Origin of the sequence: Paenibacillus glucanolyticus NBRC 15330, from assembly GCF_004000885.1 — a bacterium.
GTDB lineage: Bacteria > Bacillota > Bacilli > Paenibacillales > Paenibacillaceae > Paenibacillus_AQ > Paenibacillus_AQ glucanolyticus.
This window is the reverse complement of record NZ_BIMC01000032.1, coordinates 21,706-36,277: the sequence shown is the minus strand read 5'-3', so window position 1 is coordinate 36,277 and position 14,572 is coordinate 21,706. Positions and strand designations below refer to the sequence as shown.

Annotated in this window: 18 protein-coding genes and 1 pseudogene; 16 read left to right on the top strand and 3 right to left on the bottom strand. The window is 38.6% G+C overall.

Annotated features, from left to right (window positions below; genetic code table 11):
* Both PGL02S_RS27005 and PGL02S_RS27000 read left to right on the top strand, forming a co-directional pair.
* Positions 1-2,032, top strand: a 2,032-nt coding sequence (locus PGL02S_RS27005; RefSeq protein WP_218029256.1) for an S-layer homology domain-containing protein, incomplete at its 5' end; no start/stop codon positions are given.
* 274 nt (positions 2,033-2,306) lie between these two features.
* A complete protein-coding gene (locus tag PGL02S_RS27000; RefSeq protein WP_036642516.1) occupies positions 2,307-3,248 on the top strand; it encodes an aminoglycoside phosphotransferase family protein in 942 nt (313 codons plus the stop codon).
* An 89-nt stretch (positions 3,249-3,337) separates the two neighbouring features.
* On the opposite strand, the gene mraY is transcribed toward PGL02S_RS27000, so the two are convergent.
* On the bottom strand, positions 3,338-4,288 hold the full coding sequence (gene mraY / locus PGL02S_RS26995; RefSeq protein ID WP_006209832.1) for a phospho-N-acetylmuramoyl-pentapeptide-transferase: 951 nt from the start codon (positions 4,286-4,288) through the stop codon (positions 3,338-3,340).
* A 613-nt stretch (positions 4,289-4,901) separates the two neighbouring features.
* On the opposite strand from mraY, the gene PGL02S_RS28440 reads away from it, so the two are divergent.
* The 3 genes and pseudogenes from PGL02S_RS28440 (at position 4,902) to PGL02S_RS28585 (ending at position 6,014) form a co-directional block, all read left to right on the top strand.
* On the top strand, positions 4,902-5,255 hold the full coding sequence (locus PGL02S_RS28440) for a hypothetical protein (RefSeq protein WP_162158347.1): 354 nt from the start codon (positions 4,902-4,904) through the stop codon (positions 5,253-5,255).
* Positions 5,203-5,358: pseudogene (locus PGL02S_RS28995) on the top strand (hypothetical protein); the annotation flags it as partial. The gene PGL02S_RS28440 and the pseudogene PGL02S_RS28995, both read left to right, overlap by 53 nt.
* Positions 5,359-5,543: 185 nt before the next feature.
* Complete coding sequence (locus PGL02S_RS28585) at positions 5,544-6,014, top strand: tyrosine-type recombinase/integrase (RefSeq protein ID WP_307719603.1); 471 nt, start codon at positions 5,544-5,546, stop codon at positions 6,012-6,014.
* Between the two features lie 126 nt (positions 6,015-6,140).
* Here the strand turns inward: PGL02S_RS28585 and PGL02S_RS26980 are convergent, their stop codons facing one another.
* Positions 6,141-6,314 carry a hypothetical protein gene (locus PGL02S_RS26980; protein WP_036642512.1) on the bottom strand — a complete coding sequence of 58 codons (174 nt, stop codon included), beginning with the start codon at positions 6,312-6,314 and terminating at the stop codon, positions 6,141-6,143.
* 144 nt (positions 6,315-6,458) lie between these two features.
* Here PGL02S_RS26980 and PGL02S_RS26975 point away from each other — a divergent pair, with 144 nt between their 5' ends.
* From PGL02S_RS26975 to PGL02S_RS26925, 11 genes are all read left to right on the top strand, one after another.
* Positions 6,459-6,791 (top strand): hypothetical protein, encoded by a 333-nt coding sequence (locus tag PGL02S_RS26975; RefSeq protein ID WP_036642511.1) that lies wholly within the window; start codon positions 6,459-6,461, stop codon positions 6,789-6,791.
* A gap of 185 nt (positions 6,792-6,976) precedes the next feature.
* Positions 6,977-7,501: an AAA family ATPase gene (locus PGL02S_RS26970; RefSeq protein ID WP_036642509.1), complete on the top strand. Its 525-nt coding sequence runs from the start codon at positions 6,977-6,979 to the stop codon at positions 7,499-7,501.
* 207 nt (positions 7,502-7,708) lie between these two features.
* The gene (locus PGL02S_RS26965) at positions 7,709-8,134 is read left to right on the top strand and encodes an NUDIX hydrolase (protein ID WP_036639578.1); all 426 of its coding nucleotides are present in this window, start codon (positions 7,709-7,711) and stop codon (positions 8,132-8,134) included.
* 214 nt (positions 8,135-8,348) lie between these two features.
* On the top strand, positions 8,349-8,951 hold the full coding sequence (locus PGL02S_RS26960; protein WP_036639580.1) for a polysaccharide deacetylase family protein: 603 nt from the start codon (positions 8,349-8,351) through the stop codon (positions 8,949-8,951).
* A 774-nt stretch (positions 8,952-9,725) separates the two neighbouring features.
* Positions 9,726-10,340 (top strand): hypothetical protein, encoded by a 615-nt coding sequence (locus PGL02S_RS26955; RefSeq protein ID WP_036639582.1) that lies wholly within the window; start codon positions 9,726-9,728, stop codon positions 10,338-10,340.
* A 121-nt stretch (positions 10,341-10,461) separates the two neighbouring features.
* Positions 10,462-11,307 carry a hypothetical protein gene (locus PGL02S_RS26950; protein ID WP_127502970.1) on the top strand — a complete coding sequence of 282 codons (846 nt, stop codon included), beginning with the start codon at positions 10,462-10,464 and terminating at the stop codon, positions 11,305-11,307.
* The gene (locus PGL02S_RS26945; RefSeq protein WP_063456001.1) at positions 11,291-11,686 is read left to right on the top strand and encodes a hypothetical protein; all 396 of its coding nucleotides are present in this window, start codon (positions 11,291-11,293) and stop codon (positions 11,684-11,686) included. Before PGL02S_RS26950 ends, PGL02S_RS26945 begins: the two co-directional genes overlap by 17 nt.
* Before the next feature lie 6 nt (positions 11,687-11,692).
* Positions 11,693-12,004 carry a hypothetical protein gene (locus PGL02S_RS26940; RefSeq protein WP_036642792.1) on the top strand — a complete coding sequence of 104 codons (312 nt, stop codon included), beginning with the start codon at positions 11,693-11,695 and terminating at the stop codon, positions 12,002-12,004.
* A gap of 211 nt (positions 12,005-12,215) precedes the next feature.
* Positions 12,216-12,632, top strand: a complete 417-nt coding sequence (locus tag PGL02S_RS26935; protein WP_036642795.1) for a GNAT family N-acetyltransferase — start codon at positions 12,216-12,218, stop codon at positions 12,630-12,632.
* Positions 12,633-12,863: 231 nt separating this feature from the next.
* Positions 12,864-13,442, top strand: a complete 579-nt coding sequence (locus PGL02S_RS26930) for a hypothetical protein (protein WP_036642797.1) — start codon at positions 12,864-12,866, stop codon at positions 13,440-13,442.
* Positions 13,443-13,818: 376 nt separating this feature from the next.
* Complete coding sequence (locus PGL02S_RS26925) at positions 13,819-14,037, top strand: hypothetical protein (RefSeq protein ID WP_036642798.1); 219 nt, start codon at positions 13,819-13,821, stop codon at positions 14,035-14,037.
* A gap of 234 nt (positions 14,038-14,271) precedes the next feature.
* Here PGL02S_RS26925 and PGL02S_RS26920 read toward each other — a convergent pair whose 3' ends face one another.
* Complete coding sequence (locus PGL02S_RS26920; protein WP_036642799.1) at positions 14,272-14,559, bottom strand: DUF6809 family protein; 288 nt, start codon at positions 14,557-14,559, stop codon at positions 14,272-14,274.
* Between the last annotated feature and the right edge of the window lie 13 nt (positions 14,560-14,572).

The window sequence follows — 14,572 nt, the reverse complement described above, 5'->3', positions numbered from 1 at the left end:
CGGAAAGGTGAGTGTGGCTTCTAACGCCGTCCCGGGCACCTATACCGTTACGGCAACTTCGACCGTGGACAGCACGAAGTCCGGCAGTGCCACGATTACAGTAGTCAGTGATATTGATGTGTATACGGTAACGATAAGCCATTTGAATGGCGGCCATATAACAGCTACCCCTTCTGTTGCTTCAGCAGGCAGTGTTATCAGCTTGAACATTGTACCGGATTTTGGTAAGAGACTGAAAGTTGGATCACTGAAATACACTTTCAATTCCACGGACTTCCCCATCACAGATGGAAGCTTCGTCATGCCAAGTGGGGATGTAACCATTAGTGCTGAGTTTGAGGATATATCAGAAAGTTTGCCTGTATTGAGTATTGTTGCACCTTCCTTTACGCCTGTAACAGTTGGTTACGAACAGCCTCCAGCAAAGAAATTGATCATCAGGAATACAGGGATGGTCGATACTACGATCAACAGTCTTACATCCAGTGAACCCGGCAAATTTATCGTTGAGGGGAATGGAGGAATTGTAGCTGCAGGTGAAAGTATCGACAGTTGGACGGTACGTCCTGTGACAGGCTTACCAGCAGGAACCCATTCTTCAGTAATAACGGCTGTTTATGGGAATGGAGAGATAGCAACTGCTAACCTGGTGTTGACCGTAAATCCTCCAAGCAGCTCAGGCGGTGGGGAGAATCCAGGAAATTCAGGCAATAACGGTAGCGCTGGTGGTTCTCAAGGCAGCGGAACACCGTCTCCGAATCCGTCACAACCGGATCAAGGTGGTGTGCCTGTAATGATCAATGGCAAGTCAGAGAATATCGGCAAGCTGGAAACGAAGGTCGTTGACCATCGAAAAATAACAACCATTACTCCTGACCCAGATAAACTGCTAGAGTGGTTAGAGAGAGAAGGTAAGAATGCCGTAGTTACTATTCCAGTTGATGTTTCATCTGACTCCATTGTGGGACTGCTGACAGCTAATGTTGTTAAAAGGATGGCAGATCAATCAGCCGTATTGGAGCTGGTTACCCCAATGGCTTCTTACAGAATACATGCGGATCAATTCCCAATTGTAGCTATAGCGGACCAACTTGGGGCAGATGCTTCGTTATCTGAAGTGACGATTGAAATCATGATGTCTAAAGCCCTATCATCAGAAACAAGCCTTGCCCAAAGTGTGTTGAATCGAAAAGGAGTTTCACTTTTAGTGGAGCCTGTTCATTTTACCTTAATGGCTGAGTTTAACGGTGCAAAAATAGAATTAAATCGCTTCACTCGTTATGTTGAACGGGTTATTCCTATTCCAGAGACAGTGGATCCGAATCAAATCACGACAGGGATTGTTGTAGGATTGGATGGTTCCACTCATCATGTACCGACATATGTACAGAAAAAAGACAATCGTTATTATGCAGTGGTTAACAGCTTGACCAATAGTATGTACACCTTGGTCTGGCATCCAGTCGAGTTTGCTGATGTGACAGATCATTGGGCACAGCATGCAATCAATGATATGGGATCACGAATGATTGTTACTGGGATGGGCCAGAATTTATTCGAACCGAATAGGGATATTACGCGTGCAGAGTTCGTGGCTATGGTTGTACGGGCACTTGGTTTGATGCCGGCAAATGGCGAAATTTCGTTTGTGGATGTAAATAAGTCCGATTGGTTTGCTGATTATATCCAAACTGCTCATGATTATCAGTTAATTGAGGGTTATAGTGGTTCTCGGTTCGCACCCATGGACACGATTACTCGAGAACAAGCTATGACTATCATTGCCAAAGCAATGAATATCACGGGCATCAATCCTGACTTATCTCCTGAGCGAGTAAACAGACTGCTAGATGGTTATAAAGATGCAGCATCGATTTCAAGCTATGCTCGAGATCATATAGCCGCAGGTTTAGACCTGGATATTATAAATGGTAGAACAACCAATACCATTCAACCAAAGAGCAAAATCACTCGTGCTGAAGTTGCTACACTACTTCAGAAATTACTCAGGAAGTCGGATTTGATTCAATAATTTAAGAAAACTAAAGGATCAGGCCCTAGAGGTCTGATCCTTTAGTTTTGTGAATTACTTCAAAACCAAGTTAGCAAGGCATTGATACGTACCGTCCTTGGTTTCCCGTTAATATTAAACCGGGCAAGTTTCCAACGACAGTCACACTTCAAGCTAACGTTCAAGTAGAAAAGCATCATGAAATGAATCATGGGCTTTATGTCTTGTCTTCAGTTCCGTTATGATAAAGTGAAAGAACAATCGTGCAATGATCAGCGGCGGTATAGGAGGGCTAATGGAGCGTTTAAAAGGCATGTTGAAAAATCATTTCGGTATGGTGAATCCCGACATTATCTCGCAGCAGGGCGGTTGGGCCGCGCTCGCGTATAGAGTACGAAGTGATAGCCATACCTATTTCCTGAAAGAATACGAGAAAAGCCGGGCTTCCACCCCCAAATGGACTGCGCTTATTGATGATTACGTGCCTATATTGCTATGGCTTGAGGAGCACAGTCGTTTAAAAGGCAAGATTCCGATTCCCGTGCTCACGACAGATGGCCATTATCAATGCCAGGACGATGAGGGGATTTATCTGCTGTATGAGTATATCGTTGGTGACACGATTGCCGATAATGAGCTGACAGGGGATCAGGTGAAACAACTGGCAGAGATGATCACGGAGCTTCATCGATATGGAGAAGAGATGCCACTCGTGACAAGCGCCATGAAGGAAAACTTCGAGGTACCGTTTATTCAACAGTTAAGGAGCGCCTTGGACACGGAGATGCCCGATTACACGGGGAACTTGTTGGCTGATCATATCGAGAGCTTAAGAACATTAATGTTTGAAGTGGAAGTTTTGTCCGAGGCTCTGATGAATCGCGATCTGCGGATGGCGTTATGCCATACCGATGTTCATCATTGGAATCTGATGTCCGCCGATCACCAGATGAAGCTGATTGATTGGGAGGGATTGAAGCTGGCACCGGTCGAAGCGGATATGAGGTTCTTTGTAGATGAGTCGTATTTTGCTCAATTCATGGCTATCTATCAGCAGACGCACCCTCATTATGAGATAAACTCCGAAGCGCTGCAGTTTTATCAGGGCAGGCGCAAATTGGAAGACGTCTGGGAGTTCATGGAGCAGCTGCTCTTTGATGATCAAGAGGAACATGAACGAGTGTCAACACTCAACAGTTTGAGAAAAGAGCTGGAAGAGATTGCGCGAGAGGTTTGAGATGGATGTCCATATGCAACAAAGCCTGCGTGGCAGCATGTTTCCTGCCGCGCAGGCTTTTGTTTTCTGGTTGGCCTATTTCAGAGTCCCTACATTACATATTTTACAAGCACCCAACAGAGCAGAGCCATAAACCAAGAAACAAACCCGAATACCATCACGATTTTGTTCTCGCTCCAGCCATACTTGAGACTAAAGTGGTAATGGATAGGCGTCATCCGGAACAGCCGCAGCTTGGTGCGCTTGTAATACCATACCTGCAGGATGACGGAAAGCTGTTCAGCCAAATAGATGAAGAACAGAAGCGGAATCAGAATTTCGACCTTCTCGATGACGGCCAGAAACGATAGGGACCCGCCAATGGCCAGTGATCCGGTATCGCCCATGAACGCTCGAGCAGGATAAATATTATAGAGCAGCAGGCCGAGTAGACAGCCAATCATGACCAGCGAAAACATCTGCACCTCGGGTTTATCGGAGATCAGAAAGAAGAAAAAGTAGGTAGGTATCGCCACATTGATTAACAGCCCGTCCAAACCATCGGTAAAGTTGATGGCATTAGCCGACCCTACAATGAATAATAGCATGACGATGATGTATACGCTGACAGGCAGATGAAGCTGAAATCCATGGAATAGCGTGATCTCACTTGTCAGCGAGAAGGACTGGAACAACACATACAGCAGTATACCGGTAAACAGGAACTGGAGCACGAGTTTCATACGTCCGGAAATACCGGAGGGGTCCTGCCAGGCTGCTTTTTTGAAATCATCCATAAACCCGATGGAGCTGAACAAGAGAAAGGATGAGCACAAAAAAACCGTAAGTGGCGCAGGATGAAACTGCAGTGACATGGCCACGCCAACCAGCAGAATAAGCCCAGCCATTAACGGCGTCCCGCGTTTGGCCTGATGATCCGGAGGCAGCTCGGTCCGTATCGGCTGTGTAAGCTTTAAGGTGCGTAATGCCCAAATGAGCAGTGGCGTAAAGAGTGTAACCAGCAGGAATGATAGTCCGGATACGCCCAGAATTCCGTTCATAAGATACACATCACTTTCTATCGATTTCGTATTAGTACATTGTATTTCGATGAAATGGACAAATATTCCTTCTGATTTCTAGAATTGGTAGGGTACGTTAATGGACAATTGTAATACCATGGCCGTCATTTCCCATGGAGTGTAAGGATCCCTCATCAACATCCACCACAAGATGGTCTCGTGAAACGAGGAGCTGCAGTAACAATCACGTATACTCTATTCTTTAGGTAAGAATGCCACTGAACGCAGATGGATATATATCTAGTTGTGAGTTATTCGAAGACGGCGTGTAACATCAAAACCGATTCGCTGCGCTACTCGTTATCATGTTACACGGAGAGTGCAGGACTACAATTTCGCTTGCACTGCATCTTCGTGCTTGAAGCAAGGTGAGATATGAAGTAGCCTTGGCTACCTTAATTATGGTTTAATTTTTTTAATGGCTAAAAGCATTTTAAACCCCTAAATGTAATATTACTGAGTTGAATGGGGTTGGATCATAAAGGATGGACAGCACCGAAAGTATCGGGAGCTTACAACGTCGATTACGGCGATTGTGAGCTCTTTTTGCTTTCCAATAATTAGGTTGCTGCTATAATGAGAGGGTGGGAACGTGAGTATATGGGTGTCTCGGAATGATGAAGGTTCCTTGTATGTTCGATTTAAGTATGATGAACAAATGGTGATGAAGATTCGAAAAATTTCAGGAAGGAAATGGGTCAGTGATAAAAAGATCTGGATGATTCCATTTACAACCGAATCCATTCAACAGTTATATACACTTTTTGAAGGAACGAAGATTTATGTTGATAGCATGTTGATGAAAGAGTGCAGCTTGTTTAACAATGAAGTTAATATGCAGGATACAACTCCAATCTATTCTTGGAATGAGTCGATAAAAAGGTCCTTAGTTCATGCACTGCGGCTTCGAGGTTATAGTAAAAAAAACGATAAAAGCTTATTGTAGTCAAGTCCATCGATTTCATACTTTTGAACAGCAGAAAAATAATGGGATGGGTCATGAGAACATGATTCAGAGTTATTCCTTACACTTACTTCACAGGAAATGTTCGCATTCCTATGTTAATCAAGCGCTCAGCGCGATCAAATTCTACGCTCATAAAGTATTATTGCATGAGGAAACCGTCTCTTATGTTCGCCCTAAGAAAGAAAAGAAGTTGCCGAATGTGTTATCGATGAACGAAGTGATGTTAATCTTAAAAGCACTCCATAATTTAAAACATCGTGCGATCCTATACCTTACCTATTCCTCAGGATTACGGGTAGGGGAAGTGGTCCGGTTGAAACTCAAGACATTGATTTCGAGCGAAAAACACTTCGAGTTTCTCAAGGCAAAGGCCGCAAGGATCGTCTTACGCTATTATCCGATACAGCTATGGATATTGTTCAACCGTATTTACGACAAGAAAAGCCTAAGAAGTGGATGTTCCCTGGGCAACACCCAGAGCGCCATATAACTGAACGAACTGTTCAAAAAGTGTTCGAACAAGCACGTACTGCCTCTGGAATCCAGAAAAAGGTTAGTATTCACGCCTTACGCCATTCATTCGCTACACATCTATTGGAAGGTGGAATTGACATTCGCTTCATTCAAGAGTTGCTCGGTCATCAAAGTGTACGCACCACCGAAAGGTACACACATGTGAGTGTGAAGGACATAAGAAGGATTAAAAGTCCGTTAGATCAAATGGAAGAGGAGTCGTAAACTTGGTTGTTGAAGGTGTGTTCACGAAGTTCGTAAACATTTCAAAAGATGATAATTTTGCGAAGTTCGTGAAAAAGACGTTATCTAAAACCGGTGCAACACACAGAATGATACTAGAAGATTAAACTAATTATCTGTAGGAATGGGACCATTTTTCTTCTCATAGTCATGGATATGCTGCTCAATTAGATATTCAATTTGCATAGCGATAGAACGTTTATTTTTATCTGCAATATATTTTATTTTTTGAAAATTGGTATCCTCTAATCTTAAAGTGAAGACTCTTTTATTAGTTGCCACAATTGTCTCTCCTTATTGGTGATAGCACTATATTATCACTTAGAAGTCACGAAGAATACATCCATATTGACATCACTATGAAATCACCATAGAATGGAAATGTCGAGTGATTTCGAAGTGACATCACTAATTGGAGGGGATTTAATGCTTAAAGAATTAGAGTGTTATTTTGATTGTTTTGTTGGAAAAAGAACTGAAGAAATTGGACAAGTGATTTTAATGAAAAATTTATACTACAGGAAGCTTGTGAATGGTAAAAGATGTTCGTTCGAGGAAATGTTGAAGAGCATTCCGGATTCATGCCGAGAATTGTTATTTGATTTCGAAGATAAAGTAAATTATCAGGTGGCGTTTGCAAACGAAATAATCTATAGACAGGGTTTGTTGGATGGACTGAACTTTCGAAATACCACCTTAAATAATCATGTTCATGAGCATTTTGTGGGAGAGTTCGAAGAAGGCAACGGCATCAGATAGCAATGTATTCACGCCGCAGGGCTTTCGCCCCTTGGTTGTCAGATATATAATCATGGAAGAAGCTCAGACAACACATGACCCAGCCCAAGATAGAAGCTATCTAAGGCTGGGCCACGTCGTGAATAAGGTAACGTTTCCGAAAGACTTGTAAAGCGAATATATACAATAAAAACGAGGTGCTTAAAGTGTATTTCCTTCAAATGTCGGGATTTCCGGGTTCGGGTAAATCAACTCTTGCTAGACGAATAGCAAAAATAACTGGTGCTATAATTGTCGATCATGATATATCAAAAACTGCGATATTAAAGGCAACAGAGGGACTTGACATTGGAATGAAAAGTCTTGGCAAAATTTCATACACCGTTGATTGGGATTTAGTCGAATTTCATTTATCGCAAGGTCATGATGTTATATTTGATGTCCCTTGTTTATATTCCGAAATGCTTGATAATGGATTACACTTGGCAAAGAAATATCGCGCTCGATACAAATATGTAGAATGTTTCCTCAGCGACTACAAGGAAATTTGTAACAGACTTCAAAATCGAAAAAGAATGATAAGTCAAATATCTGAGACTACTGAAGAATTATTCATATCTGCTTTAAATGGTAGTAAACGACCATTAGATATTAAGTATTTAGTTATTGATTCGTCGCAGTCCATTGAAAGTTATTTACACGATGTCCTGGATTATATTAAAGAAGAATAATAATTTGGTGAAAATTCAAGGAGACAAGTCCTTCGGATAAGAAAACATTCAACGCATCGGGCCAGCTTTGCTACCCCTTGGTCTCGGAAGAATAAACAAGGAAGCGGGGGGGGGGCGGTACACATCCACCCCTGGTGGACGTCGTGAATGCCTGAACGTTATAAGAAAGACATGTAAATCTTAAAAAACATAAAAAAGGAAGATCCTATGAAACGAATAGACGTCGCATATTCTTTGATTACAGATAAAGACAAAACAAAAATCCTTATGGTGAAGAATCATAAAAACGGTACTTGGTCATTACCAGGTGGAGGCGTTGAAGAAAACGAGACCTTAGATGCGGCTGCAATCCGCGAAGCAAAAGAAGAAACAGGATTTGATATTAAAGTCCACGGTGTAGTGGCTATCAATGAAGCAATATTAACAAAACATGATGAACACGTAGTGTTTATTACCTTTAGAGCTGAAATAATAGGCGGACAACAAGAGATAACTAGACCAACTGAAATTAGTCATGTTGAATGGGTAGATATTGATAGAGCAGATGAATTTATGCCTTATTATCAAGAAGGATTAAAAAATATTGCAAAAAATGAGATTGAAATCAAGTATTTTAATGAAGGAAAAGTTTAAAGGAATTGTAAGTAAATCGAGGAGGACATGTCCTTCAGATAACACGATATTCACGCATAGATCCATTCGGCTCTCGGTCCAAAATGAGGGATTTCGGGGGAGCGGGATCAACCGGACAACCCTGCACTGGCTAAGTCCGTCGGACCCGGGCATTCGCCCCTTAAGCCAGTGAGGGTTCGTGAATACAAAGACGTTATACGAAAGGACGAAGTGAATGATTATATCCAAGCCTTTGGGAGAATATGATTTTATTTTATTCTCCACTGATCGAAAATCAACAATGCTTTTTACTTTTTTAGAGATTGAGTTGGCCAGGTATCCCTCAATCTCTTTTCGTGTACATATTAAGGATCATTTGTTTTCTGGAGAGATAAACATTTGGATTGAAAAAGAGAAAGTTGATAATTTTCTAAGAGACATAAAAGAATTAAATAGTTTAAGACTCGTAGCAGAACTAGTAGTGGTACCTATTCTAGCCTTAATTGCCGGGATATTAGCTGTAACTGAAAGAGAAGAAAAGTATGTACAAACTAGAAAGTTATTAAATAACATATTAATTATTTTCGGATTTATATTTATATGTGCTGCATTGAGAGGCTTGATATTGCATCTAAATGATGCATTGGAAGTAGACTTTTGGATAAAGATGTTTATCGACATTATAGGTATAATTTTGCATATTCCTCTTTTGTATTTTCTAAAATATGTAGGTTTTTATGAACAAATTATTATCAGGACTAAAATTGGTAAATCAAAAAAATACATGCAATGGTTATTGTTTTCTTTAATTATAGATTTAAAACAGAGAAATTATTAGAGTGTTCAAAGAATTACAAACTATGGAATATTAATACTATCAATGAATTAAGAGATTTTCTGAAGTTTGAAGCATGAGGAATTAACATCGCTTAACATAATATTCAAGCAGCGGCTCCTTTGGAGCCTTGGTCTGAGTGTGGCATTTCGAAGAGGAATTTCAGCAGACAACCCCTTCGGGGTTCGTGAATACAGAAACGTTATCCGAAACATCTGAAACTATTGAATACTGATATTGTAAAGGGCGTGGTTAATCCAGGATTAAGAAGTTACCTTTGGTAACCACGTTTTTATTGAGAGCTACATAATAGCGTGCCTAAAAGAGTTATATACCTTATAATTCCAATAAGGGAGAAAGATCATTTAAGAAAAGTTTTATATTGAAAGCAACTTCGAAGCAGCTAGCGTGGCAACATTCAGCAAACCGGTTTAGAAAGTAACTCGAAGCAGCTAGTTTGGCAACATACAGCAGATCGGTTTAGAAAGTAACTCGACGCAGTTAGCATGGCAGCATTCAGTAGACAAACTTAGAAGATGACTCAAGGGGTTAGATTCATCGGATAACATTACATTTTCGCTACAGGGCATGCGTCCCTTGGTTCGCCAGATGAGGTTGGGCGGTGGGTGAAATCAGGCGAACAACCCTACAAGGCTAATTGGCGGAGCCACCCGGCGCATTTACGCCTTAAGTCTTTCGGGTTCGTAAATGCGAGAACGTTATGTGATAGGACTGACTATGTTCATAAATTTTAGAATTTGATAGTGGAGGATACTGATGTCAAATCAAAGTCAAGAATTAAAAGTAACTTTCAAACAATTGGCGTTTAACACAGTGATTACAGTTTTTATCACAAGCATAGTATCTACATCATTGTCTTATTTAATATGGATCTGGCAATTTAATAAGACTACAGAAGAAAAAATATGGGATAGGAAGTTTGAGATATTTACGAAACTTTCTGACAACTTAGCTGAGCAACAAACCCTACTTTCTGCTAAATTGAAAATTAAATTTGAATTACATTCAAGAACTAATGGAAAGCCATTTACTTCTATTGAGGAAAAGCGAAAAATCAACGATGAATTGAAGGAGAATTTGCCCTATGAATATGATGGATTAATAGCGTATGATGAAAATTTGATAAAACTATACAGTTCATTCTTTATCGCTGAAACTACTTTTGGTGATAGTACTGATAGAGCGATAGCAGAATATTTACATAATATTGTCAACAAGGATCCCCAGGAATTTATAGATTCTTACCTAAAAAAAATGAATAAAACTAATGTAACAATAAACATACAGGAACTAGTAGATGATATATATATTGATGCCAACATTTATAGACAGAGTCTACTGGAGCAAATGAAAAATGAACTGGGTTTGTAGATTGTAGTAAATATAGAAATTTATTATTAAACATGCTTTATCGGAAGTAACTCGAAGATGTCAGGCCCATCACATAACATAATATTCAAGCTACGGCTCCTGTGGAGCCTTGGTCTGCAAGGTGGATTTCGAAGAAGGAATTTCAGCAGACAACCCCTTCGGGATTCATGAATACAGAAACGTTAGGCGAAATACCTTGGTAAATTATAATAATGTAGGAGGCAATGAGATGTTAGAGTTTTTACAGAGTATATGGAATTGGGAGATCGCCCCAATTCCAATTTGTACTGCATTATTGTTATATTTCGTACCAATATATTGGAGGAAATATAGAAGCGATGTGTACACACCTTTATATTTTTCAGTTTATCCCTTGGCAAAATTAAATGTTCCGTTATCAAGATACCTAGGACAGAGTTTTATAGATGATTATATTGATGATAGTTATGCAGAAAGAGAAAAGAAGATAATTAAAATAAAAAGTGTTTTCTCTTCAATTCTATATGTGGTTATTGTACCATTTATGCTTTCGTTTGTATGGTCATTCATATTAACTAGAGAACAATTTCACTTGTCAACAATAGCTGTTTTAGTTTCAGTTATAGTAAGATTTTCTCAGTCCATAATTAATTTTTCTAGATATACGATGGTATCAAGGAGAGGCTTACTATCCTTTTTCTATGCGTGCGTTACTTTTGTTTTCTTTTATATTCTTTTAAGAGCTCATTATTGGATTGTTCCATTGATTGAATCCAAATCCTATTGGAAAATTGTAAATACAATAGGTGATTTTATTATAAATGATGTGATAATAAGCATAGTTATAGTAGGGATTTTTATACCAATAATTATTAGTTTAGCATTTGATAAAAAAGCGAGGCAAACTAACCTTGAAAATTTTAGATCATGGCAAGAAACAGAAGAATACACTGAAACAGAAGAATACACTAATGTGGATTCTGGATAAAGAGATCAAAAGAAACCCACTGCCTGCAGCGATTATTATTGTTGAAAGCAATTTTCGTCCTTTCTTAATTCGAATACTTGAATATTTTTATTTTTATATCTGCTTATATTTAAGGAAAGAGAGAGCGATGAGAATTTCTCTAGGTATTTCCCAAATGCAGTACAGGTTTTGGTTAGAATATTTCGATTATAGTTACTCTAATTCAAAAATTTCAAAGTGTTTTGAGGATCCACTTATTAATTATAATTTAGTAGAATGGTATATTAATAAATATCACTACGAAAATTTATTAGACGTATCTCAAGTGTACACTGGGAAGAAAAATATTTATTATTCTAAAAAATTATTAGAAGTTATCAATCAACTGAAAGTAGGATGATGAATTTTGGACTTTTTACATATAATTTCCAATAATACAATTGAAAAAGAATGGGAAAAAATAGTTAATCAATCATTAGGTAAAGCCGATCTGCAAATAGTAAATAGAATTGAAAAGGAGCAAAACTCTATAATTAAAAGTGAAAAGCAATTGGGAGCAAGTTCTTGGTTTGTTTTGGACTGTTACGCCCTTCCAGAGAATTATTATGCAGTAATTATGGAAGAAGGTCATATTACTAATTACCTGATTGTAAAGCATGATTTGGTGAGTGATCTAATTTTTTCTATAGTAGAATCAAATATTGAAAATATTGAATGATAATCGAAGAAGAAGGTACTTCGCCTAACATTATATTCACTCTAACGGGGCTTACGCCCCTTGGTCGTCCGATGTATAATCATTGGAGATTTCAGACGACACACGAGCCGGCCTAAGATAAGAGCTATCTAGGGCCGGCTCGTGTCGTGAATACCGAAACGTTATGTGAAATTCCTGAAAGAACTAAACTCATAGAAATCAGGTGAAATCCATGATTAACCTAATGGACTATAAAGATCGAAAGGAAATAATGAATTTGCTAGCTGAATGTATGTATCCAGATAATAAACGAGTAATTCAAGAATATGAACGATATAATAATGATAAATCAAGAATATTACTGGGAAGAATGGAAAATCATGAATTAGTCGGACTTATCGGAATTATTTATCAAACAGATTATGAAATTGAATTAAAACATATAGCAATAAAATCTAACAATAGAAGAAAAGGATTAGGAAAGAAATTAATAATGGAATTTATGGAAGAGAATCTTATAAGAAGAATGGAAGCCGAAACCGATAAGAATGCAGTGAACTTTTACAGAAAGATCGGTTTTAACATTACAAGTTTAGGAGAGAAGTATCCTGGAGTAGAACGATTTAAATGCACATTGAATAAGGAATGATTTTGAAAGTATATTCAGGAAGTCAGGAACTTCACATAACACCATGTTCCCACTTCGGTTCCTACGGAACCTTGGACTGCCCGAGGAATTTCGAAGAAGAGGATTCTGTCAGACACACCTGCACCAACTAACCGCATCGCGGCCGCCCTTCAGGCTTAAGTCGGTGAGGCGTCGGGAACACACAAACGTTATATGAAATACATTCTATTAGTTGAGGTGAAGGTGAAATAAATGAATAACAACTCAAGTAAAAATAAGATCCAGATGATATTTTCTTTATTGGTTTTGTTATTGTTATCATATCTATTTTGGCTTTTTATTACTTGGCTTATATCGGTGTTTAATGGACTACAGAAAGAAGTTGCTGCAGCTCTTATTGCAGCATCCGCGACAATTGTAGTGTCAGTTTTATCAGTAGTTGTAGCAAAGTATTATGAAAAGAAGAGAGCAATCGAATTAGAACATAGAAGTAAAAAAATACCTATTTATGAGGAGTTTGTTGAATTTTTATTTAAACTCTTAATGAATGAAAAACTTGAAGGAAATCCTATGACTGAGCAGGAAATGTTAAGGTTTATGAGTGGCTTTACTCAAAAACTGTTAATTTGGGGTTCTGATGATGTTGTACTTCAGTGGTCAAAATATAGGAACATGTTTGTAAATGAAGATAATCCAGATACTATGAAGACAATGTTACAGATGGAGCAATTATTAATTGCAATTAGGAAAGACACTGGTCACAAGAATAAGGAACATAAGAGAGGAGATATTTTAAAGCTCTTTATTAATGATGTTGATAGATATCTCTAAGGAGTAAATGTACTTCATATAACATAATATTCAAGCTGCGGCTCCTTTGGAACCTGGGTCTGCGAGGTGAATTTCGAGGAGGAATTTCAGCAGACAACCCCTTTGGGGTTCATGAATACAGAAACGTTATGTGAAATCGATGAGAAAATGTAAAGAGGGAATAGACCATAATGATTATAAAAGATATTAAAGAACTTGAAGGAAGCTGTTACATAGAAGTGTTGCCAGGCAAATACCTAAATAAGTGCTGGAATGATAGTTCTATTTTTTCATTGAAGAAGATTTTGCACTACTTGAAAAATCAATAGAGAAGGAATTTGAAACTTATGATCATTATGCATTTAATGAGATTCCAAAAGAGACTTGGATAAAGATTTTGACAAGATTAGATGAGCTTAATCTTCTAATAAAAGAACAACCTAGCATTGAATTACTAAGAACATATGTAGGATTTTTATATGAATGTACTGAAGAAGATTTTATAAATAAATATCAAGAAAATCTCGAAAAATTAAAAGTAATGATATTGGACTTTAAAACATGGATTAAAGAAAAGTTAGGAGACAATGAATATATTTCAATATTGGGGATATAGAGCTTAGAATATTCAAGGAAGTCATCGACATCACATAACAAAGTATCTACGCTGCGGGCCGTTCGGCCCTTGGTCTGCAAGAGGCATTTCCTGGAGAGCGATTCAGCAGACAATCCTGGGAGGCTAAGTCCGTTGGACCCGGCGACTACGTCGCCTTAAGCCTCTAGGGTTCGTAGATACAGGAACGTTAGCCGGCAGAATCAATAATAATAGAACAGAGGGTCGGTGGACCCTCTAAATGCCAGAGTTCTGTAACTCACAAAAGAGTTGTAGAGCATCTTTGAAACCTTGTATGTAGATACTTCTTTCTAGGATGGACTGGAGAGAAATTTGAGCGTCTTCGTAAAGAAAAGCTGTATGTTGAAGTTGATCGGGTAAAGCTTCACGAAGCGTTCTGAAATATTGATCTGTTTCTAAAGTAAGTTGACTGTATTCGGTATGATGTTCTGAAAGTTCAGTGTAGAGTAATTCCAATCGTATTCTTATGCGTGGTTCTGCTAATGAATCTAATGTATTAACCATATGTTAGACCTCC